The sequence below is a fragment of the Micromonospora sp. NPDC049230 genome (assembly GCF_040647875.1).
In the GTDB taxonomy this organism is placed as follows: Bacteria; Actinomycetota; Actinomycetes; order Mycobacteriales; family Micromonosporaceae; genus Micromonospora.
In genome coordinates, this window is record NZ_JBEZCZ010000007.1 from 14,121 (window position 1) to 36,678 (window position 22,558).

The 22,558-nt window shown below is 71.5% G+C and carries 19 protein-coding genes; 11 read left to right on the forward strand and 8 right to left on the reverse strand.

All coding sequences use genetic code 11. From position 1 onward, the window contains the following. Positions 1 to 54 precede the first annotated feature (54 nt). Positions 55 to 696, reverse strand: a complete 642-nt coding sequence (locus AB0A95_RS08510) for a prepilin peptidase (RefSeq protein ID WP_357554978.1) — start codon at positions 694 to 696, stop codon at positions 55 to 57. Between the two features lie 424 nt (positions 697 to 1,120). Here AB0A95_RS08510 and AB0A95_RS08515 point away from each other — a divergent pair, with 424 nt between their 5' ends. The 3 genes from AB0A95_RS08515 to AB0A95_RS08525 all read left to right on the forward strand — a co-directional run bounded on the left by AB0A95_RS08515 (position 1,121) and on the right by AB0A95_RS08525 (position 3,776). Continuing rightward, entirely contained in the window at positions 1,121 to 1,606 is a 486-nt protein-coding gene (locus AB0A95_RS08515) for a hypothetical protein (RefSeq protein WP_357555176.1), read from the forward strand. 341 nt (positions 1,607 to 1,947) lie between these two features. Continuing rightward, positions 1,948 to 2,397 (forward strand): hypothetical protein, encoded by a 450-nt coding sequence (locus tag AB0A95_RS08520; protein ID WP_357554979.1) that lies wholly within the window; start codon positions 1,948 to 1,950, stop codon positions 2,395 to 2,397. Between the two features lie 137 nt (positions 2,398 to 2,534). After that, positions 2,535 to 3,776, forward strand: a complete 1,242-nt coding sequence (locus AB0A95_RS08525; RefSeq protein ID WP_357554980.1) for an ATP-binding protein — start codon at positions 2,535 to 2,537, stop codon at positions 3,774 to 3,776. A gap of 24 nt (positions 3,777 to 3,800) precedes the next feature. Here the strand turns inward: AB0A95_RS08525 and AB0A95_RS08530 are convergent, their stop codons facing one another. After that, complete coding sequence (locus AB0A95_RS08530) at positions 3,801 to 4,349, reverse strand: N-acetyltransferase (protein ID WP_357554981.1); 549 nt, start codon at positions 4,347 to 4,349, stop codon at positions 3,801 to 3,803. A gap of 134 nt (positions 4,350 to 4,483) precedes the next feature. Here AB0A95_RS08530 and AB0A95_RS08535 point away from each other — a divergent pair, with 134 nt between their 5' ends. Together AB0A95_RS08535 and AB0A95_RS08540 are read left to right on the forward strand one after the other, a co-directional pair. Further along, entirely contained in the window at positions 4,484 to 5,029 is a 546-nt protein-coding gene (locus AB0A95_RS08535; RefSeq protein ID WP_357554982.1) for a DoxX family protein, read from the forward strand. A gap of 215 nt (positions 5,030 to 5,244) precedes the next feature. Further along, the gene (locus tag AB0A95_RS08540) at positions 5,245 to 6,708 is read left to right on the forward strand and encodes a glycosyltransferase 87 family protein (protein WP_357554983.1); all 1,464 of its coding nucleotides are present in this window, start codon (positions 5,245 to 5,247) and stop codon (positions 6,706 to 6,708) included. A gap of 4 nt (positions 6,709 to 6,712) precedes the next feature. Here AB0A95_RS08540 and AB0A95_RS08545 read toward each other — a convergent pair whose 3' ends face one another. From AB0A95_RS08545 to AB0A95_RS08565, 5 genes are all read right to left on the reverse strand, one after another. After that, on the reverse strand, positions 6,713 to 7,141 hold the full coding sequence (locus AB0A95_RS08545; RefSeq protein ID WP_357554984.1) for a molybdenum cofactor biosynthesis protein MoaE: 429 nt from the start codon (positions 7,139 to 7,141) through the stop codon (positions 6,713 to 6,715). Then, positions 7,138 to 8,394 carry a molybdopterin molybdotransferase MoeA gene (locus AB0A95_RS08550; protein WP_357554985.1) on the reverse strand — a complete coding sequence of 419 codons (1,257 nt, stop codon included), beginning with the start codon at positions 8,392 to 8,394 and terminating at the stop codon, positions 7,138 to 7,140. The genes AB0A95_RS08545 and AB0A95_RS08550 overlap by 4 nt, the downstream gene beginning before the upstream one ends. A gap of 74 nt (positions 8,395 to 8,468) precedes the next feature. Further along, a complete protein-coding gene (locus AB0A95_RS08555) occupies positions 8,469 to 8,939 on the reverse strand; it encodes a MogA/MoaB family molybdenum cofactor biosynthesis protein (protein ID WP_357554986.1) in 471 nt (156 codons plus the stop codon). Further along, positions 8,936 to 9,427 carry a cyclic pyranopterin monophosphate synthase MoaC gene (gene moaC, locus AB0A95_RS08560; protein ID WP_357554987.1) on the reverse strand — a complete coding sequence of 164 codons (492 nt, stop codon included), beginning with the start codon at positions 9,425 to 9,427 and terminating at the stop codon, positions 8,936 to 8,938. The genes AB0A95_RS08555 and moaC overlap by 4 nt, the downstream gene beginning before the upstream one ends. 260 nt (positions 9,428 to 9,687) lie before the next feature. Then, positions 9,688 to 12,777, reverse strand: coding sequence for a BTAD domain-containing putative transcriptional regulator (locus tag AB0A95_RS08565; RefSeq protein ID WP_357554988.1), 3,090 nt, complete (start codon positions 12,775 to 12,777; stop codon positions 9,688 to 9,690). A gap of 657 nt (positions 12,778 to 13,434) precedes the next feature. Between AB0A95_RS08565 and AB0A95_RS08570 the strand changes: the two genes are divergently transcribed. From AB0A95_RS08570 to AB0A95_RS08590, 5 genes are all read left to right on the forward strand, one after another. Further along, complete coding sequence (locus tag AB0A95_RS08570; protein ID WP_357554989.1) at positions 13,435 to 15,891, forward strand: bifunctional diguanylate cyclase/phosphodiesterase; 2,457 nt, start codon at positions 13,435 to 13,437, stop codon at positions 15,889 to 15,891. A gap of 67 nt (positions 15,892 to 15,958) precedes the next feature. Further along, complete coding sequence (locus AB0A95_RS08575) at positions 15,959 to 17,299, forward strand: glycosyltransferase family 87 protein (protein ID WP_357554990.1); 1,341 nt, start codon at positions 15,959 to 15,961, stop codon at positions 17,297 to 17,299. Positions 17,300 to 17,340: 41 nt separating this feature from the next. Beyond that, complete coding sequence (locus AB0A95_RS08580; protein WP_357554991.1) at positions 17,341 to 17,973, forward strand: phosphoribosyltransferase family protein; 633 nt, start codon at positions 17,341 to 17,343, stop codon at positions 17,971 to 17,973. 22 nt (positions 17,974 to 17,995) lie between these two features. Next, positions 17,996 to 18,376, forward strand: a complete 381-nt coding sequence (locus tag AB0A95_RS08585) for a zf-TFIIB domain-containing protein (RefSeq protein WP_357554992.1) — start codon at positions 17,996 to 17,998, stop codon at positions 18,374 to 18,376. A 95-nt stretch (positions 18,377 to 18,471) separates the two neighbouring features. Then, on the forward strand, positions 18,472 to 19,149 hold the full coding sequence (locus AB0A95_RS08590; protein WP_357554993.1) for a maleylpyruvate isomerase N-terminal domain-containing protein: 678 nt from the start codon (positions 18,472 to 18,474) through the stop codon (positions 19,147 to 19,149). Positions 19,150 to 19,171: 22 nt separating this feature from the next. Here the strand turns inward: AB0A95_RS08590 and dnaB are convergent, their stop codons facing one another. Beyond that, positions 19,172 to 20,575 carry a replicative DNA helicase gene (gene dnaB / locus AB0A95_RS08595; RefSeq protein ID WP_357554994.1) on the reverse strand — a complete coding sequence of 468 codons (1,404 nt, stop codon included), beginning with the start codon at positions 20,573 to 20,575 and terminating at the stop codon, positions 19,172 to 19,174. A 396-nt stretch (positions 20,576 to 20,971) separates the two neighbouring features. On the opposite strand from dnaB, the gene AB0A95_RS08600 reads away from it, so the two are divergent. After that, the gene (locus tag AB0A95_RS08600) at positions 20,972 to 22,510 is read left to right on the forward strand and encodes a hypothetical protein (protein ID WP_357554995.1); all 1,539 of its coding nucleotides are present in this window, start codon (positions 20,972 to 20,974) and stop codon (positions 22,508 to 22,510) included. Positions 22,511 to 22,558 lie beyond the last annotated feature (48 nt).

Genomic DNA, 22,558 nt, shown 5'->3' on the forward strand with positions numbered 1-22,558 from the left:
CGTGCCGTCGGCGTGGCACGTCTGGACCGAACAACCGCACGCCATCCGGCGAGGTCAGCCGACGAGCATGCCGAGCCACGCGCCGGCGAGCAGGGCCGGCCCGAGCGGCAGCAGGGTGTCCCGACGTACCCGCCGTGCGACGAGCAGGCCCAGGACCAGCCCGCCGTGCAGCACGTGCGGCAGGAGCAGCCCGGTGAGCAGCGCGTCGCGACCCAGCCAGCCGAGTGGCAGCCCGAGGACGGCGGCGAGTTTCACGTCACCGAAGCCCAGCCGGGAGCCTGGCAGCAGGGCCAGCAGCACGTGTGCCGCGCCGGCGACCGCCGCGCCGACCAGCGCACCGACCAGCCGCCCGGGCGTGCCGGCCAGCAGCGCCGCCGCGGTCAGACCACCGAGGGCCAGCGTGCCGGCGACCCCGACGAGTGGGTCGGGCAGCCGCAGGCAGGCCAGGTCGACTACGGCCAGCACCAGCCCGACCGCCGCCACCGCGAGCAGGACCGGTAGCGCCGGGTCGTCGCGCTGTGCGACGGCAAGCCCCACGAACACCATCGCCGCCAGCGGCGGACCGAGCCAGACCCACGCGCCACGCCGAGGCCGCGGCCGGGTCGGCAGGGTGGTGAAGCGCCGGGCCAGCCAAGGTACGACGACACCGACCATCCCACCGAGCACCGCCACCCCCAACAGCCCGGCGGCCGACATGTGCCGGACGTTACCGGCAGTGGCCCGGCCACGCGGTCCCCGATCGTGGGTTCGCGCCGATCCCGCTCGGTGGAGATGAGCTCATCAGTGGACCACGCTACGGTGACGTCGGAGTCGGCGTCGCGTATCGGTGACCGCACTCTCACCACTCGTGCAGGAGGGCGGCATGACGAACTACGGACCACCCGGGGGCGGCTACCCGGGACCGTGGCGGGGGCAGCGACCGGACGAGACGCCCGACCCGCCGGCACAACAGCCCTACCCCCCGGCGCCGCAGCAATATCCGCCGACGCACCAGCCCGGCCCGCCGACACAGCAGCCGTATCCGCCGGGACACCAGTCCTATCCGCCGGCGCAGCAGTCGTACCCGCCGACGCACCAGCCCTACTCACCGGCGGCCCCGGCGTACCCGCAGGCGCCATCCGTGTCCTACGGCGGCGATCCCGCGCCGGCACCCCGCCGACGCGGTCGGGGGCCGCTGATCGCGCTGCTGGCCGTCGTGCTGCTGCTCGCGGCTGTCGGCGGTGCGTTCTGGCTGCGCCGCGGGCAGGACGACCCGGCTCCGGTGGCCGCACCGACCGACTCGCCCGCCGCTGCCGAACCCAGCGCGGACGCGGACGCGACCGAGCCCGCACCGAGCGCCGCCGCGCCGGAGTCCTCGGCCGATCCTCGGTTCGCCAAGGTTGGCCAGTGCGTCCGCAACGACGCCGCCGCGGGCGCCAAGCCCAAGCTGTTGATCAGCGAGTGCGGCGCGAAGTCGTACGAGGTGTTGAGTCGGATCGACGGTGCGACAAGCGGTGAGCGCGACGCCGAGACCAAGTGCGGCAAGGTCCAGGGTTACACCAACTGGTACTTCTTCGACAGTGAGCTGGACACTCTCGACTTCGTCCTCTGCCTGAAGCAACGCTGAGACCACCCACTCCCAGGGATGACATGACGACCTACGGACCAGCGGGCTCCGAGCAGCCGGACGACCCGCATCGCCCGCCCGACGAGGATCCGACCAGGCAGCAGTGGGGCCCGCCGCCACCCGACGCGGAGCCGCCGACCGCACCGATGTGGGCGCCGCCGCCGGTCTCGGGGCCCGGTTATCCGCCGGTCCCGGAGCCGGGTTACCCGCCCGCCTCAGGCCCGGGTTACCCGCCCGCCTCAGGCCCGGGTTACCCGCCGCCCGGGCCGTTTCCGCCGGCCGGACCGGTGCCGGGGCAGCCGCCCGGGCCGTGGGGACAGCCGCCGCCTGGTGGCTACGGCATGCCGCCCGTCGCGCCGGTGAAGAAGACCGGCCGCAACGTCGCCCTCATCATCGCGCTGGTGGTGGTGCTCCTGCTCTGCCCGTGTCTGGGCCTGGCCGGTTGGGCGATCTGGAGGGTCGCCGACGCCGGCAACGACGGCCGTACCCCGTCGACGAGCGCCCCGGTCGTCCCGCCGGTCCTGCCCAGCGGCGTGCCGAGTTCGGCAGCGCCGACGCCGGACGACGACGAGTTCGCCACGGGCGACTGCCTGGTGAACGAGGGCACCGAGGACGCCGCGGAGCTGCGCAAGGTGCCGTGCGGTCCGAACACCTACCAGGTGCTGCTGCGGATCCCGGCGACCACCGACTCGGCTCGGTGTGACGCGCTGCCACCCCCGGTAAGCGCGACCTACGTGCACGACAACGCCGTGGACCTGCTCGACTACGTGCTCTGCCTGCGGAAGCGATAGCTCCGATTGCCAAAACTAGGGCTGTCTAGCGTGGACGCTAGACAGCCCTAGTTTCTTGTCGACGGCCCCCGACACGCCGATAGCCCCATCTATCCGTGTCTAGGTTCGCAGCTAGACGGCCCGATATTCTGCGATGCGTGGATCCGGTCCGCAATCCGTACGCGCCGGGCGCCGGCCAGCGTCCGCCCGAGCTCGCCGGGCGGGGGCGGGAGCTGGACGTCTTCGACATCGTGCTCGAACGCATCGCACGAGGGCGACCCGAACGCAGCCTGATGCTCACCGGGCTGCGCGGCGTCGGCAAGACGGTCCTGCTCAACACTCTCCGATCGCAGGCGATCAACAGGCTCTGGGGCAGCGGCAAGATCGAGGCACGACCGGACCAGTCGTTGCGTCGCCCGATCGCCGCCGCGCTGCACATGGCGGTCCGGGAGCTCGCCCCCCGACACCGCGCACCCGACCGGATCGACGCGTTTCTCGGCGTTCTCAAGGCGTTCGCCCAACGGTCCGCCCCGACCGGCCGGGCCGGTGCCGCCCCGAAGCTGCGCGACAGGTGGCAACCCGGCATCGACGTGCCGGCGGCCAGCGGCCGGGCCGACTCCGGCGACATCGAGATCGACCTTGTCGAGTTGCTCAGTGACGCCGCGGCGGTCGCCAGTGACGTCGGCACCGGCATCGCCATCTTCATCGACGAGATGCAGGATCTCGGCCCGGAGGACGTGTCGGCGCTCTGCGCGGCCTGCCACGAGCTGTCCCAACTCGGCGCGCCGCTGATCGTCGTCGGCGCCGGGCTCCCGCACCTGCCGGCGGTGCTCAGCGCGGCCAAGTCGTACTCCGAACGGCTGTTCCGCTACCAACGCATCGACCGGCTGGACCGGATCGCCGCCGACCAGGCGCTCTGCGCGCCGGCCGAGCGCGAGGAGGTCGAGTACGAGCAGAAGGCACTCGACCTGCTCTACGAGAAGTCCGGCGGCTATCCCTACTTCGTCCAGGCGTACGGCAAGGCGACCTGGGACCACGCGCCGCGCTCGCCGATCACCGCGGCGGACGTGCGTGTCGCCGCGCCCGAGGCGGAGGCCGAGCTGGCGGTCGGGTTCTTCGGCTCCCGCTTCGAGCGAGCCACGCCCGCCGAGCGCGAGTACATGCGGGCGATGGCCACAATGTCCGCCGTCGAGGGGGAGCCGGGGCAGGTGAGCCGCGACGACATGGATGCCGCGGTGCCCACCGCGGAGATCGCCCGCGCTCTCGGCCGCAAGCCCGCCAGCCTCTCCCCGGCACGGGACGCGCTGATCAAGAAGGGCCTGATCTACTCCGGCGAGCGGGGCACTGTCGCCTTCACGGTCCCGCACTTCGGCAGGTACCTGCGCACCCAGCCGGCCTGACCCCCGGCCGGGTTGTCGACGCGGTCAGACCTTCGACCAGGGGGCCGGAAAGAGCACCTCGCCGCAGGGCGGGGGCCCTTCCTCGCTTGTCGACGGCGGCAGCACCAACGCCTGCCAGGGCTCGCCGAGACCGGCCCACGGGCTGGTCAGGCCCAGCTCGGTCGCGGGGCCGAAGCCGAACCGGCGGTAGAAGGCCGGGTCACCGAGGACAACGACCAGCCGTTCGCCCAGCTCGGCGGAGGCGTCCAGGGCCGCCTGCACCACCGCCGTGCCGTGCCCGACGCGCTGTCGGTGCGGCGCGACCGCCACCGGACCGAGCGCCAGGGCGGGCACGTCCGACCCCCGCTCGGGCCGCACCCGCACCCGGGTGAGCAGCGCGTACCCGACCACCTCGCCGCCGTACTCGGCGACCATCGCCAGCTCCGGCAGCCAGACGGCGGTGCCGCGCAACTCGTCCACCAGGTTCACCTCGGGCGGCGTCGCCACGTCCGGGCGGGCGAAGGCGGTGGCCAGCACGCGTCGTACGGGACCAGCGTCGGCCGCGTCCTCGGGGCGTAGCCGCAGCGTGGTCACCCGCGCGACGTTACCCGCCGGGGCCGGTCCATCAGTGACTGTCGTTCGATTCGGCGTGGCGCGCATGTGTGAAGACCGATCCGGATCCGCGGGTTGCCGGGGTAGCAAACGCCGCGACGGGGTATGACTGATCCATGACGCCCGTACGCTCCCTCGCCCGCGCCATGTTGAGCGGCATCTTCGTGGTCAGCGGGTATCGCAACTTCCGCAACCCCGCCCGGCTCGCCGTGGCTGCCAGACCGGTGACCGACAGGGTCGCGCCGATGCTGAAGAGGGCACACCCGAGCATTCCCACCGAGACCGAGGCGTTGATCCGGATCAACGCGGCGGTGCAGGTCGGCGCGGGGCTGATGCTGGCCACCGGGCGGTTCAGCCGGCCGGCGGCGCTGGTCCTGGCCGGCACGCTGGTGCCGGTGACCATCGCCGGTCATCCCTTCTGGAACAACGACGACCCGATCGCCAAGAACAACAACGAGATCCACGCACTGAAGAACCTCGGCCTCTTCGGCGGTCTGCTGTTCGCCGCGGCCGACACCGGCGGCAAGCCGGGTCTGCGGTGGCGGACCGGTCATCGCATCGGTCACTCTCGACGTTCCGTGCAGCGCGCCGTCCGCACCGCCCGACGCGAGGCCAGGATCGCCGTCCGCTCCGCGTCCACCGCACGTCGACTGCCCGGCTGACCTGCGTCGATGCCTCTCTGTGCCACCCCCACCCCCCGCTAAGGCCGCGAATTACCTGAACCACCCGGTAGGCGTTAACGCGGTGGAAATGTCAAAAACATGTGTGGGATCGGACACGGTCGCATAACGCGGGAGGCAGTTACGTGAGGCGCCGTTCTAGGCTCCCTGCAGGACCTGGACGGGTAGGACGACCTTGGTACGGGGGTGGCCACGCCATGCCGACGGCTGTCGGTAGTCGGGCGGACCGCCTCGCCCCCATTCGACGCTTGACGCGTCTCCCACGCGTCACGCGTCGGATCGATCGCAAGAACGTCGTACGGGGCGCCATCGTCGCCGCCGTCGCCTACGCCGCATGGCTCGCCATCGGCACCTTCGGGCGGCCGTACAACTTCTTCGACATGAAGATCTACCACGGTGCCGTGGTGTGGTGGGCGAGCGGTCATGAGCTCTACGAGTTCATCGCGCCCGGGACCACCCTCGGTTTCACCTACCCGCCGTTCGGTGGGCTGGTCATGCTGCCCATGGCCCAGCTGCCGATCTTCGCGGCCGGCATGGTCAACGCCGTCGCCAGCATCGCCGCGCTGGCGCTGGTGCTGGCCGGGCTGCTCCGCCCCATCGTCGACCGGCTGGGGTGGCCACTGTGGTTCACAGTGGCCGTGGCGGTGCCGCTCGCGCTCGCCATCGAGCCAGGTCGGGAGACTCTCGGCTACGGCCAGGTCAACATCCTGCTGTTCGCGTTGATCATGGCTGACCTGATCGGTCTTCGCTGGCGCTCCCGCCGCGGCACCCACTACACCGCGACGGACGGCCCCCTGCTGCGCTTCCTCTACGGCGGAGCCTGGGCCGGCGCCGGCATCGGCCTGGCCACCGCGGTCAAGCTCACCCCGGCGCTCTTCATCGCCTACCTGCTGATCACCCGTCAGTGGCGGGTGGCGGCCACCGCCATCGGCACCACGATCGGCGTGACGGTGGCAACCTTCGCGATCGTCGGTGACGAGTCGCGGACGTACTTCGGCAGCGTGCTCTGGCAGACCGAACGGGTCGGCGCGGCGGACATGACGCCGAACCAGTCGCTCGCCGGCCTGCTCGCCCGCCTGTACGACTCGATCGAGACCCCGGGGCTGCTCTGGCTCGCCTTCTCGGTGCTGATCCTGGCGCTGGGCCTGTCCCGGGCGGCCAGTTCCCGCGCCGACGGTGACGAGCTGACCGCGTTCACACTCGTCGGTCTCACCGCGAACGTGATCAGCCCGATCTCCTGGACGCACCACCTGGTCTGGGTGATCCCGGCGATCATCGTGCTGGCCGACGCCGCCGTACGCCGTCGGGAGGCGACCCGGGCGATGCCGCAGCGCACCGGCCAGGGCCCGGTGTTCGGCGGGTTGCCCGGGGTCAACGGGCTCCGCCCGCCGATCTGGTATCCCACGCTGACCGGGCTTCGGCACGGTGCCGCGGCGATCGGGCTCTATCTGCTGTTCCTGATCTCCCCGATCTGGCCGTACGAGCACCAACTGCCGGAGATGTCGCACTACCAGGACGGTCTCTTCGGGGCCCTGATGGAAAACTCGCTCGCACTCGCACTGATCGTGCTGGTCGCCGCGCTGCCGTGGCGTCCGGGTGCGGAGCCTGCGTTCTACGGCGATCGGCTTTCCCGGGCAGTGGCGGTCAACGGCCGCCGCTGAGCGGTCAGGGGCAGTTGACCCATTCGTCGGTGCCGTCGGTGAAGACCTGCCGCTTCCAGATCGGCAGACGTGCCTTGGCCTCGTCGACGAGTCGGGCGCAGGCCGCGAAGGCAGCCGCCCGGTGGGCGGTGCTCACGGCGGCGACGAGCGCCACGTCACCGATCGCCAGGGGGCCGACCCGGTGCGAGACCGCCACCGCGTAGACGTCGGGCTCCGCGGCGATCTCGGCGGCCACCTCACGCAGCACCTGCGCGGCGCTCGGGTGCCCTTCGTACTCCAGGCTGGTGACCTGCCGGCCGTGATCGTGGTCGCGGACCACGCCCTGGAAGGAGACCACGGCGCCGGCCCGACGGTCGGCGACCGCCGCCTCGTGTGCGGCGAGGTCGAGCGGCTGGTCGGTGATCTCGCCGAAGGTGATGGTCGGTGCGGTCATGACGAACGCTCCCCAGGAAGCAGCGGCAATGGCACGATCGGCACCCGGTCACCCGGCTCGCCCCTGGTGCCGGGTCGGATGACGGCGAAGCCGTCCGCGCCGGCCAGGCCGCGCAGCATGGCGGAGCCGACGTGTCGCACCGGGGACGCGGTCCCGGCGGCCCGGTCCAGCCGGACCAGGGCCAGGTGGGTGTGGTCACCGCGGCCGGGCACCGCCTCCGCCAACGTGGCGTGCGGCAGCACCGGCATCGAGCGGCCCTGTAGTCCGGCGAGCAGCGGCGCGACGAGCGACACCAGCGCGATGATGGCGGACTGCGGGTTGCCCGGCAGCCCGGCCACGAACCGGACCCGCCCGTCGTGGCCGGCCACCCGGGCCAGCAGCATCGGGAAGCCCGGACGAACCGCCACCGTGTTGACCACGTAGTCGGCACCGAGCGCTTCCAGGGTCGGGTGCAGGTGGTCGACCGGGCCGTTCATCGTGCCACCGGTGGTGCAGACCAGGTCGGCGTTGGTCAGCGCCGCACGCAGGGCCGCCACGTGCGCGGGCAGCGTGTCGGCCACCGGGCCGACCACGTCCGACGGGCGGACCTGGCAGCCGTAGCGCCGCAGCCACGCCGGCACCGCGGGGCCGAGCGCGTCGCGGACCCGACCGGCCGCGGGCGGGCCCGCGGTCAGCAACTCGTCGCCGAAGACCAGCAGCGCGGCGCGCGGCGCCCGCCGGACCCGCAGCGTGTCGTGCCCGCAGGAGGCGGCCAGGCCGATCACCGCCGGGTCGACAGGCGTGCCGACCGGCAACAGCTCCTCATCGGCGTACGCCTCCTCGCCGGGCATGCGCCACTCCGGCGTCTCCCGGGGAACGCCGCTGACCAGGCCGTCGGCGGTCGTGGACTCTTCCACGCGCAGCACGGCGGTGGCGCCCTCGGGCACCATGGCCCCGGTCGCGATCTCGACCGTCGTGTCGTCCTCGGTGAGCGGGGCGGGGGTGCTGCCGGCCAACACCCGGCCGACGATGCGCCACGGGCCGCTGCCGCGCACCGCCCAGCCGTCCACGCTGGAGGTGGGGAACGCGGGCAGGTCGGTGCGGGTGGTCAGCGGCTCGGCCAGGGTCGACCCGTCGGTGTCGACGAGTGGTCGGTGGACGGCGGGCAGCGCGGCGGCCAAGCCGACCGCGTAGACCCGCGACCGCGCCTCCTCCCACCCGGCTGGCGGAGGTGCGGCGACCCGATCCGCGGTGGGTGCGGTTTCCGTGCTCACCGACCGAGCCTATCGGCACGCACCGACACCCGCCCGAGCCTGGCGTGGACCGATGGTGAGCTGGTGCCCCGGATTCAGTGGTCTCCGCCGCGAAGCTGGTCGACGGTGTGACCGAGGATCGGCCCGAGCACCGCCAGCCCGTCCCGGGCACCACCTGTCGAGCCGGGCAGGTTGACCACCAGCATCCGGCCGGCGACCCCGGCCAGACCCCGGGACAACACCGAGGTGGGCACCCGGTCGCGGCTGTGCGCGCGGATCGCCTCGGCGATGCCGGGGATCTCGTAGTCCAGCAGAGCGCGGGTCACGTCCGGTGTGCGATCCGACGGGGTCACCCCGGTGCCACCGCTGGTCAGGACCACGTCGACGCCGTCGGCACGGGCGGCCCGCAGGGCCGCGCCGACCGGCTCACCGTCGGGCACCACCACCGGCTCGTCGACCTGGCACCCCAACTCGCGCAGACCGGCCACGAGCAGCGGACCGCTGGTGTCGGCGTAGACGCCGGCGGCGGCCCGGTTGGACGCGACGATCACTCGGGCCCGGATCACGGCCGGTCCTCCGGCCGGACCCACTCGCCGGTCTTGCCGCCCTCCTTGCGCAACACCCGGACCGCCTCCACCGAGGCCGCCGGGTCGACCGCCTTGACCATGTCGATCAGGGCGAGACCGGCGACGGCCACGGCCGTGAGCGCCTCCATCTCCACGCCTGTCCGGTCCGCCGTGCGGGCGGTGGCGGTGATCTCCACGGTGTCGACGGTCAGCCGCAGGTCGACGGTGACGCCGTGCAGGGCGATCGGGTGGCAGAGCGGAATCAGGTCGGGGGTGCGCTTGGCCCCCATGATCCCGGCCAACCGACCGACCGCCAACGCGTCGCCCTTGGGCAGCCCGTCGCGGTGCAGCAGGTCGACGACCTCGGGTGTGGTGCGCAAACGGCCGGCCGCGACGGCCAGCCGGCCCGTCACCGCCTTGTCGGAGACGTCGACCATGCGGGCCGCACCAGCATTGTCGACATGGCTGAGCTGCGCGGGTTCGGTCACGGCCGTGAGCCTATCGGTGCGGTGCGACGGCGCTCGGAAGGAGCGGCGCCGCCCCGTACCCGCCGGGCCGGGTGCTGCGGCCGGGCGGTGCATCGCCGCCCCTCCCTCGCCGACCCGCTGCCGAGGCCCTGGGGTGACCTGGCAGCGGGTACGTGTCGACGACCCGGTCCTACCCACAGCAGAACCTCCCCCGTGCGCCGATACAGCCGGTAAGTTACCGGCGCCACCGATAAGAAATCGATAAGCGACGTTCGCGCTCGTCAGCGCCCCGCACCCAGCTCGGCGAGGCGGCGTTCGGTCTCGAAACGCTCCGGCACGCCCATCCGTCGGAAGATCGCCAACGCCCGCTCCCAGTGCCGTCGGGCCTCGGTCGGGTCGGTGCGGGCGAAGTGTTCGGCAAGCCCGGCCAGAGCCCGACCCTGCTCGTGCGGGTGTGCGATCCGCGTGGCCAGGCGCAACGCCTCCTGATGCGCCTCGAACGCCTCACCACCTCGCCCCTGCGCCAGCAGGGTGCGCCCGAGCTCGTTCAGCGCGGACGCCTCGACGTGTCGCTCCCCCGAACCGATCGACAGCTGCCGGGCCAACTCGTGTTGCCGCTCGGCCTCCACCAGACGGCCCAGAATGCGATAGGCGATCCCGAGGTCGTTGCGCACCTCGGCCTCGGCATACCGGTGGCCGGTGCGATCGCGCAGGGCCAACGAGGCCAGGAGGATGCGCATCGCCGGCCGAAGGTCACCCATTCGGAGGCGTACGGCACCGATGTGACTGAGAGCGTTGAGGATGTGGAAAGTGTCGGAGTTCGTCCGGGCCCACACCAGGTGCAGGCGGTTTATCCGCAACGCCTCCTCGTAGCGCCCCAGGGCCGTCAGCGCTATGCCGAGGTTCGGCAGCACCATCGGCACCCGGACAGTGCCGTACCCCTTGTAGTCGCGCAGGCACTCCAGACCGACAGCCACCGCTTCGGTCAGGTTGCCGCTCCACCAGTAGACGGCGGCGAGATTGGCGCGGTATCGGGCGGCGTTCAGCACGTCCCGCGATTCGCCGGCGAGGGCGACGGCGCGGGTCAGATGGCGCAACCCCGCCCGGTTGTCGCCGGTCCGGACGTAGCCGGAGGCGAGGTAGTTGTTCATCAGTGCCATCGCGGCGATGTCCCCTGATGCTTCCGCCGCGGTAAGCGCGTACCGGTGGGTGGTGATGATGTCCTCGAAGTATCCGCGGATGTAACAGAACCGCCAGAGGGCACGGGCCAGCTGCCAGGAGTGCTGGTGGAAGCCCTCGTCGAGCGCTGCCCGCACCATCGTCACCAGGTCCGTCCGCTCCGTCTCCAACCAGTCGGCGGTGGGCTCCCCGATCGCGTCGACCAGTTCGGGTCGCCCGTACGGGAGCTGTGTGACGCGAGATCCCAGGTCGAGTTCCAGCGTGTTGGCGACCCGTAACGCCGCCGCCAGAGTGAAGTCGAACAGGTGCGCCAGTCCTGCCCTCCGGTCGCTCGCGGAGTCGGTACGCGCACACAGTTCGCTGGAGTACTGCCGGATGAGGTCGTGCAGTCGGTACCGCGTCGAGTCCAGGTCCTCCACCAGGTTCCTGTCGACGAGGTCGTCGAGCGCAGTGCGAGCCTCCGCGACGGTCAGACCGGTCAGTGCGGCGGCTATCGGCATGCTGAAGCGGCTGCCGGGATACAGGCCCAGGAATCGGAAGACCCGCTTGGCCGCGCTCGACAGAGGCTGGTAGGAGGCGGCGAAGGCACCGCTGACGGTGCTTTCCTCCTGAGCGAGCTGGTGCAGCACCGGCGCGTCGCCGGCCATCTGCTCGGCAAGGTCCGCCAACCGCCAGCCGCGCCGGTGCGCCAGCCTGGCACCGGCCAGCCGGATCGCCAGCGGAAGGTACCCGCACCGACGTACCACCTCGGCGGCCGCCTCCGGCTCGGCTTCGACCCGGTCCGGACCGACGCTCAGACGCAGGAGATCCACGCTCTCCCGCGGGTTGAGCAGCGGTAGCGTCTGCGAGGGCCCGACGTCCGGGTGCGACAGCCGCCGCCGCGAGGTCACCAGCACGACGGTGGTCGGCTCGGCCGGCAGCAGGGGCATGACCTGCTCGCTGCTCGCCGCGTTGTCGAGCACCACCACCGACCGCCGGCGGGCCAGCTCCTGCCGCCACAACTCCACCCTGTCGTCGAACTCCACCGGGACGCGCTCGGCCGGGACGCCGAGCTGTCGGAGCAGGGTGACCAGGGCGCTGCCCGGCTCCACCCGGTTCTTCTCGCCGTGCCCACCGAGGTCGACGAACAGGGCGGCGTCCGGGTATCGGTCGGACAGCCGGCGGGCCAGGTGCACGGCGAGGGTCGTCTTGCCGCTGCCCGCCATGCCATCGACGATGTGCACGGGAGGCACCCGCTCCTCGACCCGCCGGGTCTCCGCCAGCAGCCGCGACACGACGTCCTCCCGGCCGACGAAGTCGGCGACCGCTCGGGGCAGGTGGTCCACCGGGTCGATCCGGCCCGGTTGTCGGGCGGTCGTGGCGGTCGCGTCGACGACGTCCGGACCCCGCTGGCCGCTCACCCGTCGGGAGGCGACGGCGCGTGCCGGGCCGGAGCGCGCCCCCGCCGCGACTATCGAACGGCGCAGCTCTTCGAGGTGGGGTCCGGGCCCGACGCCCAACTCCGTGGCCAGCCGGGTCCGGATCTCGTCGTACGTCGCCAGCGCCCCCGCGTTGTCCCCGCGCTCGTGCAGAGCCCGCATGAGGAGGTGATAGGCCGGCTCCCGGAGAGGGTGGCGGGACACCACATCACGCAGCAGTGGAATCGCCAGGTCATCCCGACCCGATCGCAGGTGAAGGTCGGCGTGCAGCTCCACGGTCAGCAGCCGCTCCTCTTCCGCGGCCACGGTCCGCGACGTCAGAACGGGGCCGAGGGGGAGGCCGGCGAACATCGGACCCCGCCACCGAGCCAGGGCGCGTCCCAGTAGCTCCCGGGCGTGGTCCAGGTTGCCAGCGGTCAGTGCTTCCCGACCCGCGTTCTGTTCCAGCGCGAAGCGAAAGACGTCTACTCGTTCCGGGTCCACGACGAGTCGATAGCCGTTGCGTTGGCGTTCGATGGCACCGCGACCGGCCGGGAAAGCCTCGAAAGTCCGGCGCAGATTGCCGGCATAGGTCCGCACATTAGCGACGGCCGATCGCGGTGGGCGATCGGCCCACAACTCGTCGACGAGGTCGTCCACTGTCACCAGTCGCCCGGGGTGAACGGAGAGCATCGCGAAGACCACCTGTTGTTTTGGCGTCCCCAGCTGCAAAGTGCGCGCGGGCAGATGCACCGAGAGGCCGCCAAGAACTCGAATCTCCACCCGTCCTCCCACCTCAACGGCAGTGACGTATCCGGTCGATCACGCAACGCAGCCTACGGTGACCAACCCCACCGGGAGGGCGTCGCCTCCCTCGCCGTTAGCTGGAATGATCTGCGCAGGCGCCGGCCCGCGATCGATCCGGATCGCAGGCCGGGCGGCCCGAACTGCGGATGAACTCGGGGAACGGCCCCGCAACACTGAATACGCCTCGCCGGCCACGGCAATAATGGTCGATTCGTCCCAACCCTCCGGCGAGAAGGTTCAGCGCTCCGCTCCGGAGCGCGGACAGAAAGTGACATATCCGCTTCAGCTTGGCTAATGTTGCGCATACCGACATAAATTATTCCTTCCTGCCCATCGAGTCTCCTACTCTCATCCCTACGAACGAATGGCGCCGAACACAGCGCCTCGTAGCGGCAAGGGGGTCGAGCGATGCGCAACAGCACCGAGTGGGACTAGTACCAGCTTCAGTCCGATGTAAATCCTCGACGCTGAAGGGTGTGTCAGATGCGTAGCACCGAATGGGACTGAGTCCTTATCACCTGGGCGACACAGCGGTACGCTGCCCGTTAGCGGACACCGACGGTGGGTTACGGGTGAGGTTGAGTGAACCGGACGACGCGTCGTCACAGGGAAGCCGACCCACGCCTGCTAGGCCTTGTCGGGCTGATGGTGACGCTGGCAGCCGTCGTCGCCGCGACAGCCGTGATCGCAACGATTCGCCACATGCCAGCCAACGCGGGAGACGTCTCGACGATCTCAGCGCTCGTCCTGATGATCGCCCTGGGGGCAATCGTCAAGGCACGCCTCCGGATCAGGTCGACGACCTTCTCGTTCGCCTGGGTGGAGACGGCCATCGTCCTCGGACTTGCCCTGGCCCCGCCACCCTGGGTGATCCTGTCGACGGGCATCGGCATCGCGTGCGTGTCACTCGTCAACCGGCTGACCGCCATCAAGACGGCGTTCGGCATTGCCAAGCACACCCTCGTGGCCGGCGGCGCCACCCTAGTGATCATGCTTCTCGGTCAGCGCTGGCCGCCAGACGGATTGTTGAACCACCTCGTCCTACTCGGGGCGGTCTACCTCGCCGCCGCGGTGCTCGACGACCTGTTGGCCATCCCGGTAATCGCCCTGGCATCGGGCACCCGAATCGTCCGACAGTTCCGTAACCACCTCGACCTACGGATCGCCGGATTCGCCGTCCGGTTCATCGTGGCCGCCCTTACCCTGATCATCCTCCGAGCAGACCAAAGCCTGCTCCTCGCCGTCCCGCCCCTGGTCCTGAGCCTGCACCTGGCCTACTCCGCGCGGATCAGGGGCCGCACCGAGCAGCAGGCGTGGCAGCGACTCGCCCGCACCACCGACGCACTCAACGTCGTCGACCTGGACACCGTCCTCACCACCGCCGTCACCCAGGCCACCGAACTGTTCTCCGCCGACGAGGTCGAAATCGAACTGCGTGACGGCGACCGCGCCGTGCGCGGCGGCACCGGCGGCATCACCTTCGACGGCCCGATCGGCAAGCCCACCGACGTGGACGGCACTGTCGTCCCCACCCCACTCGAAGGGCACGACCGCACAGTCGACGTCGGCGTCCTCCGACTGCGCTTCCGCGGGCCGGTGCAGCTCTCCGAGCGAGAGCAGTACACCCTGCGCACCTTCGCCTCCGCACTCTGCACCGCCGTACGCAACGCCCAGGCGTACGCCGAGCTGGCCCGGGTGGCCAACGAGCACGCGTACGCCGCCACCCACGACGCGCTGACCGGGCTGGCCAACCGCCGGCACCTCCTCGACGAGGGCACCAACCAGTTGAGCACCCGGCACGCGGACGGGGTGACCGCTCTGGTGCTGATCGACCTCAACCACTTCAAGGAAGTCAACGACACACTCGGCCACGCCGCCGGTGACCAGGTGCTGGTGCAGGTCGCCGACCGGCTACGGGACGCGGCGCAGGCGAGTGACCTGGTGGCCCGCCTCGGCGGCGACGAGTTCGCCGTACTCTTGCGCGGGCTGCCGGCCCCCGCGGTGGCCGCGCATCGGGCCGAGACGCTCCTCGCCGCCCTGCACGAGCCCTTCGAGCTGGACGGCATGCGGATCAGCGTCGAAGCCAGCGGCGGCATCTCCGTCGCACCGTCCACCGGTGGCATGACCGAACTACTGCGCCGCGCCGACGTGGCCATGTACCAGGCGAAGCGTGCCGGGCAGCGAATCTCCACCTACGCCACCACCCGCGACACCGCCGACCTGGGCCGCCTCACCCTCGGTGGCGACCTGCCCCGCGCTGTCGCCGACCACGAGTTCATCGTCAACTTCCAACCGATCGTCGACCTGGGCACCGGCGAGGTGACGAGCGCCGAGGCGTTGGCCCGCTGGCGCCACCCCACCCACGGCATGATCGACCCACTGCGTTTCCTGGAGGCGGTGGAACGCTCCGGTCTGCTGCCGGCCTTCGCCGAGGCGATCCTCGACCAGGCACTGATCGCCGCCACCACCTGGCGTGACGCCGGCTTCGACATACCCGTCGCGGTCAACGTGTCCCCCCGCAGCCTGCTCGACGCGCGATTCCCCGGCTCGGTGCTGGCCCGGCTGCGAGCCCACGACCTACCTGCGGACCGGCTCGTGCTGGAGCTGACCGAAACGCTCACGCTCAGCCAACTCGACGTGGTCGACCGCGTGCTCAGCCGGCTGCGCGACGAGGGCGTCCGGTTGGCGTTGGACGACTTCGGCACCGGCTACTCCTCCCTCTCCCTGCTCTCCCGCATCCCCGTGCACGAGCTGAAGATCGACCGAAGCTTCGTGACGACGATGGAGAGCTCGGCGGAGGCCGCCGCGGTCATCCGTTCCACCCTCGACCTGGGTCGCAGTCTCAACCTGGCGGTGGTCGCCGAGGGAGTGGAGAGCGAGCCACAGCGGCGGGCCCTCTGGGAGTTGGGCTGCGTCGCCGGCCAGGGCCACCTGTTCGCCCGGCCGGTGCCTGCCGGCACCCTCCTCGCCGCCATGCAGCGCGGCTCGGGCGGACGCCCCGGCACCCTCGTCGCGCCACTGCACAACGCCGGCGCGGTGATCCGGTTGAGCCAGACCCGCCGCCAACCCGGCCGCGCCCGCCTCCCGCACCTGCCCGCCTGACCGGGCACCGGCCGCCCGCCCGACACGGTCAGGTGCAGGTACGGCCCGGTCTGCCAGACTGGCGCGCGTGACCGCCGACGCCCCGACTGCCCGCCGACGCCCCTGGCACCGGCGCACGCTCGACACCGCCGCCGACGGGCTCGCCGTCGACCTCGGCCTCTACGCCGTGTCGACAGTCTTCGCCGCGGTCACCGCCGTCACGTCGACCCTCTCACCGCACCGGGCCTGGGGCACGGTCGCCGCCGTCGGATACCTGGCCGCGACGCTTGTGGTGATCACCCAACTCCTGCTGCGTCGGCACCACCCGACCGCACCGCTCGTCGGTCTACGCGCCCGCTGGGCGATCACCGGCCTCACCTGGGCGAGCACCGCACTGCTACCCCTGCTCTGGCAGAGCATCGAGCGGGCCAGCGGGCGCACCGACCGCGCACAGGAGGAGGTGCTTGTCGTTGAGCACGCCGGCACCCGCCTCCTGGAACACGGCACGCCATACCTCGGACCCGACGCGATAGCCGCCCTACCCCCCGGCGAACAACTGCTCGGCTACACCCCGTACCAGCCCGGCATGGCGATGTTCGGCCTGCCCAGAGCACTTGCCGACACCTGGTGGACCGACTCCCGGGTCTGGTTCGCGGTGGGCGCCGCACTGGCGCTCGCCCTGGCCGTCGCCACCCTGCGCAGACCACCGGCCGCCGCCGGCCAGACCGACCGGGGCCACCGACCGGACTCGGCGCTGCTGCGCGGCGTGCAGGCCGCCACCGTCCTGCCCGTCTGCGCCCTCACCCTCGCCACCGGCGGCGACGACCTACCCGTACTCGCGCTCTGCCTACTGGCCCTCGCGCTCGCCGCCACCGACCGACCCGGCCGCGCCGGCCTCGCGGTCGGGCTCGCCGGCGCGCTGAAACTCTTCGCCTGGCCGGTCGCGCTCGTCCTGATCGTCTGGGGCCTGACCCGACGCGCCGGCACCCGGGTCGCCGCCGGCGCGATCGGCCTGCCCGTCGCGGCCCTGCTGCCGGCGATGCTTGTCGACCGCGACGCGCTGACCGAGAACGTGCTGCGCTTCCCCCTCGGCCACGGCCTGGTCACCAGCCCCGCGCAGTCCCCCTTCCCCGGCTACCTGATCGCCAACGCGCTACCCGCCGGCCGGGTCATCGCCGCGGCGCTGCTTGTCGCCGCGGGCGTGGCCATCGCCGTCCGGCTCGCCCGCCGCCCGCCCCGCACCGCCGTCGCCACGGCGCTGATCTGCGGGTACGGGCTACTCGCCGCCATCGCCCTGATGCCCTCGACGCGCTTCGGCTACCTGCTCTACCCGATGGCCCTGCTCACCTGGGCGCCTGCCCTGCACCGCCCGGTCCACCCGCCGGCCACCCCGCTCCCCGAGCTGGCCAGTCGGACCGCATCGGCCTAACTGCCGGGCGGAGCGGCCCGCCAGGGCGTAGACCTGAAGGCATGACGACGTACCGCGACCGGGCCGACGCGGGCCGGGTGCTCGCCGAGCGGCTCACCGCACTCGTCGGCGACCCGGACGTGGTCGTCCTCGGCCTCGTCCGTGGCGGCGTACCGGTCGCCCGGGTCGTCGCCGAACGACTCGGCGCACCACTGGACGTGCTTGTCGTCCGCAAGCTCGGCATGCCGTGGGCCCGGGAGGTCGCCTTCGGCGCGCTCGGGCCAGGCGGTGTCCAGGTACTCAACGACGCGGTGGCCAGCCGACTCAGCAACGACGACATCGCCGAGGTCAGCCAACGGGAGCAGGCCGAGCTGGCCCGTCGGGAGCGGCTCTACCGAGGGGGCCGCGCCCAGCTGGACCTCACCGGCCGGACCGCCGTGATCATCGACGACGGCCTGGCCACCGGCGCGACCGCCCGCGCCGCTGTGGAGGTCGCCCGCCAACTCGGGGCACACCGCGTCGTGGTCGCCGTCCCGGTCGGCGCACAGGAGGCGTACGAACTGCTCGCCGCCGAAGCGGACCAGGTCATCTGTGCCCAACGCCCACCCGAGTTCGGCGCTGTGAGCGTCTACTACGACGACTTCCACGAGGTCTCCGACGCAGAGGTCAGCGAGGCGCTCACAGCAACCGCCTAGGTGGACCAGGTACCGTCGGGCGATGAATAGTCTCACCTGTCCCAAGTGCCACGGAGAGATGCGCCAGTACGAGCGCAGCGGCGTCGTGATCGACCAGTGCGGAGAGTGCCGCGGCATCTTCCTGGACCGCGGCGAGCTGGAGAAGCTGTTCGAGGCCGAGGCCAACTGGAGCCGCCAACAGACCGGCGGCGCGCCGCAGCAACCCACCCACCAGCCGGCCGGCTACCCACCTCCGCCGCCCCCGCCGCCGCACCAGCCCGGTTACGGTGCCGTCCCGCCGCCGCCCCCGCCCGGCTACCCGCCGGCGCCGGCCTACGGCCACCAGCAGCAACAGCACCACGGCTACCACGGGCACTACCGGCAGAAGAAGCGCAAGGGCTTCCTCGACGAGATGTTCGGCTGAGCCAGGCCCGACAACCCGCCCGGGTCGATCGCGCGTCGACCCGGGCAGCGCCTCACCGGTTGGCGGGCGGAATCGTCCATGCGACGCTGAATCGCATGACCACGATCCGAGCGGACGAGGCGCTGGCCCAGGCGTACGACGGGATCACCGCGGTGGTCGGCGACCTGGACGACGCCGGCCTGCAACGAGCCACCCGCTGCCAGGGCTGGCTCATCGCGGACCTGCTCCTGCACGTGCTCGGCGACGCCCAGCGTGCGCTTGTCGCACTGGCCAGCCCCGCCGACGGTCCGGCCGACGTCGACGACGTCAGCTACTGGCGCGACTTTCCCGCCGGCGACGAAGCGAGCACCCGGCACGCCTGGTGGGTGCGCCGATCGGCCGCCGCCTTCGACAGTCCGACCGGGATCGTCCGGCTCTGGCGCGACACCGCCCCGGCGGCGGTCCGCGCCGCCAGGTCAGCCAACCCCGAGGGGTACGTGACCACGCAGGGGCACGTGCTGCGCGTACCGGACTTCCTCGCCACGCTGACCACCGAGGCGGTCATCCACCACCTGGACCTGACCCCGGCCCTGCCCGACGCGCCGCTGCCCGGCCCGCTGGCCGTACGTGTCGCGGTGGCGACCATGGACGGCCTGCTCAGCGACGAAACGGTGCGCCCCACCGCCTGGGATGACCAGGACTTCCTGCTGAAGGCCACCGGCCGCGTCCCGCTGACCGACCGGGACCGGCTGGAGTTGGGTGAGTCGGCGGGTTGGTTCCCACTGCTCGGCTGATCGACGGCGGGTGCCGCGACGGTCAGCCGATGGCCATGTCGACGAAGCGGGACAGGTGCAGCTGGGCCGCGACGGTCACCGTGTCGGTGGGGCCATTCCGATGCTTAGCGACAATGAAATCCGCTTCGCCGGCCCGCGGGGACTCCTTGTCGTAGTAGTCGTCACGATGCAGCAGGATGACAACGTCGGCATCTTGCTCAATTGACCCTGATTCCCGCAAATCAGACAGTTGGGGCCGCTTGTCGGTGCGCTGCTCGGGGCCACGGTTCAGCTGACTGACCGCGATCACCGGGCACTCGACCTCCTTGGCCAACAGCTTGAGGCCACGGGACAGGTCGGCGACCTCCTGCTGGCGACTCTCGGTGCGCTTCGGCGAGGTCATCAGCTGGAGATAGTCGACCACGATCATCTTGAGGTCGTGCCGCTGCTTCAGCCGCCGGGCCTTCGCCCGGATCTCCATCAGGTTCATGCTCGGCGTGTCGTCGACGAAGAGCGGCGCCTCGCTGATCTCACCCATGCACCGGGCCAGCTTGGTCCAGTCGTCGTCGGAGAGCTGACCGCTGCGCAGCACGTGCAGTGGCACCCGCGCCTCGGCGGAGAGCAGTCGCATGACGATCTCGACCTTGCTCATTTCCAGCGAGAAGATGGCGGCAGCCTGGTTGGCGCGAATGGCAGCATTTCGGGCGAAGTCCATACTAGCGGTTGATTTTCCTAAACCAGGCCTTCCTGCCACAATTATTAATTGTCCGGCGTGCAGGCCGTTGAGCAGTCGGTCCAGGTCGCTGAAGCCGGTCGGTACGCCGGTCATCATGCCGCCCTGCGCGCCCACCGCCTCGATCTCGTCGAGCGTCGGCTGCAACATGTCGGCCAGGATCGCGAAGTCCTCGCTGACCCGCCGTTCGGTCACGTCGTAGACGGCCTGCTGGGCGAGGTCCACGACGTCGTCGACGTCGCGACTGCCGCCGCTGGCGGTGCCGTAGCCCAGTTGCACGATCTTGGTGCCGGCCTCGACCAGCCGGCGTAGCACCGCGCGTTCGCTGACGATGCGCGCGTAGTAGGCCGCGTTCGCGGCGGTGGGCACGCTGGCGATGAGGGTGTGCAGGTAGGGCGCGCCGCCGATGCGGACCAGGTCGCCGGAGTCGGCGAGCGCCGCCGCGACAGTGATGGAGTCGGCCGGCTCACCCCGGCCGTAGATGTCGAGGATGATGTCGAAGATGGTGGCGTGCACCGGCCGGTAGAAGTCGTTGGTCTTGAGGATCTCGACGACGTCGGCGATGGCGTCCTTGGAGAGCAGCATGCCGCCGAGGACGCACTGCTCCGCGGCGACGTCCTGGGGTGGGGTCTTGTCGAACTGGCCGTCTCGTGGCGCGGGTGGCTGGCCGCCACCGGATCGTGACTCCGCCCGCCTGTCGTCGGTGACCGACACGGGTCCCCCTCCACTGCGTCGGATCTGATTCCAGCTCTACCGCTGGGGTCTGACACTTCCGTCCGACCGGGCCGGTCGATCGGGGGCCATCGTGCCGGCGGTCGGGGGCCAACCATACGGACCCCGAGGTCAGAGACTCAACAACGCCGGTGGACGAGCCTCGGGACAACCTGTGGATGCCGGTGGACATGGTGTGCGCAGGGTGTGCACAGCCTGTGGATAACCATTGGGGAATTCTTGGCCTTAGCTCTTTGACCTGCGGAAACATGCTCCCCAGCCTGTGGAGGAGAATATTTTGGTCGGGTCTGTGACACGATCGTCCCGTACTATCTCCAGCGAACGGCTACACCTGGACAGCGGATTCCGCTTTCGGTTCAGAAGGGTCACACTCCGGCCGTGAGTTACCGGGACTGGGGACGCGGGGATGGCAGCCCGCGCGAGCGCCAGCCGACCGCCTCGTGGGGTGAGGGCGCGGCGTCTCTTCCGGTTGAGCCGTACGACGAGGACGGTCGCTACCGGACGTCCAGCCGGCGGCGTGCGTTGGACCGCGGCCAGGACGAACCCGTCGACGCCTACCTGCCCCGGTGGGCGCTGGAGTCGGGTGTTCGGCACGCCGACGGCGGCGGTCGCCACGCGGCGCCGGACGAGGACGAGCCCGTACGCGAGCCTGAGCGGCCAATTTCCGGTGCCGGCCGGCGGTCCATCGAGTCGTCGGGCAGCCGACGGCGGGGCAGCGAGACGAGTTGGCGGGAGCAGGCGGCGATCGGCGCGGCCCCCGAGTCGGACCACACCCGGGAGTGGACGCTCGACCGTCCGCAGGAGCAGGGGTACGCCGGGCGCCGACGCGCGAACGCCGGGGAGGACGAGCCGGTTTCCGGCGCTGTTCCGGACCGCCGTCCTCGCCGTGCGCCCGCTGGCCGTCCGCAGGTGATCTGGTCGGGCGGGGATCTGGAGCCCGCTCCGAGCGAACCGGTGCCGGACGTGAGCCGCCCCACCCGGCGCAGCCGGCGCGCGGCGGAGGAGTCGTGGTCCAAGCCGGCGGCCGACCCGTGGGCACGGGGGTCGGACCGGGTGGCCGAGCCCGAGCCGTCGTACCCGCCGGCGGTGGATCCGTGGGACTCCTCTGGCGTGCACGCGTGGCCGCTGGGTGCCGGTGCTGACGGCACGGACCTGAGCGAGCAGTGGTCGGCGGTGGATGGCGTCGGTGGCTGGGAGCGGTCCGACCGCACCGGCCAGTGGGAGCGGTCCGCGATCGAGGACGACCAGTGGGAACGTGCACTGCCGCCGCGCTCCGACCGGGCTGCCGCAGCGGAGGATTGGCCGACGCGGGACGACGGGTTCTGGTCCGGCACTCGGCTAGCCGGCGATGATCCCAGATGGACGGATCCGCTGCCGTCGGCGCCCCGCTCGCCGGTGGTGGGCTACACGGCTCCTCGGCCGCGCAGTGTGCCGGTGCCACCTCGGGCTGCGCCACGGCGTCGGGCGGACCGGCCGGCGGTCGGTGCGGCGTCGGTGCGGCGGCGGGTCGAGTCGGCGGCCACTGGTGCCTGGGCTCGCCGCCTGGAGGACGATCTGCTCGACCCGGATCCGAGTGGGCCCTTCCGGCCACTGCTGTACACGGCCGCCTGTTATCTGACGCCGGCGGTTCTGATCTTCGTATGGCTGCTGACGTTGGACAGTCAGGCGCCGGCTGGTTGTGTGACCGATATCAGCGGGGGTGGGTGCGACTCGCCCCGGTCCCGCGCGTTGGAGTCGTTGCTGGCCGGCTCACCGCGCTTCGGGTTGGCGTTGGTGAGCAGTCTGGTGGTGGCGGCGCTGCTACGCCGGGTGGGCACGACGTGGCGTTCGGCCACCATCGCGCTCGCCGCCGCAGTGGTGGGCGGCGGCCTCTCCACGGTGCTGATCAGCGCGGTGACCGGTCAACCGATCGGGTGAACCGGCCGCCGAGTCGAACTGCGCCGGGTGGGTTGCGCCCACGAGCGC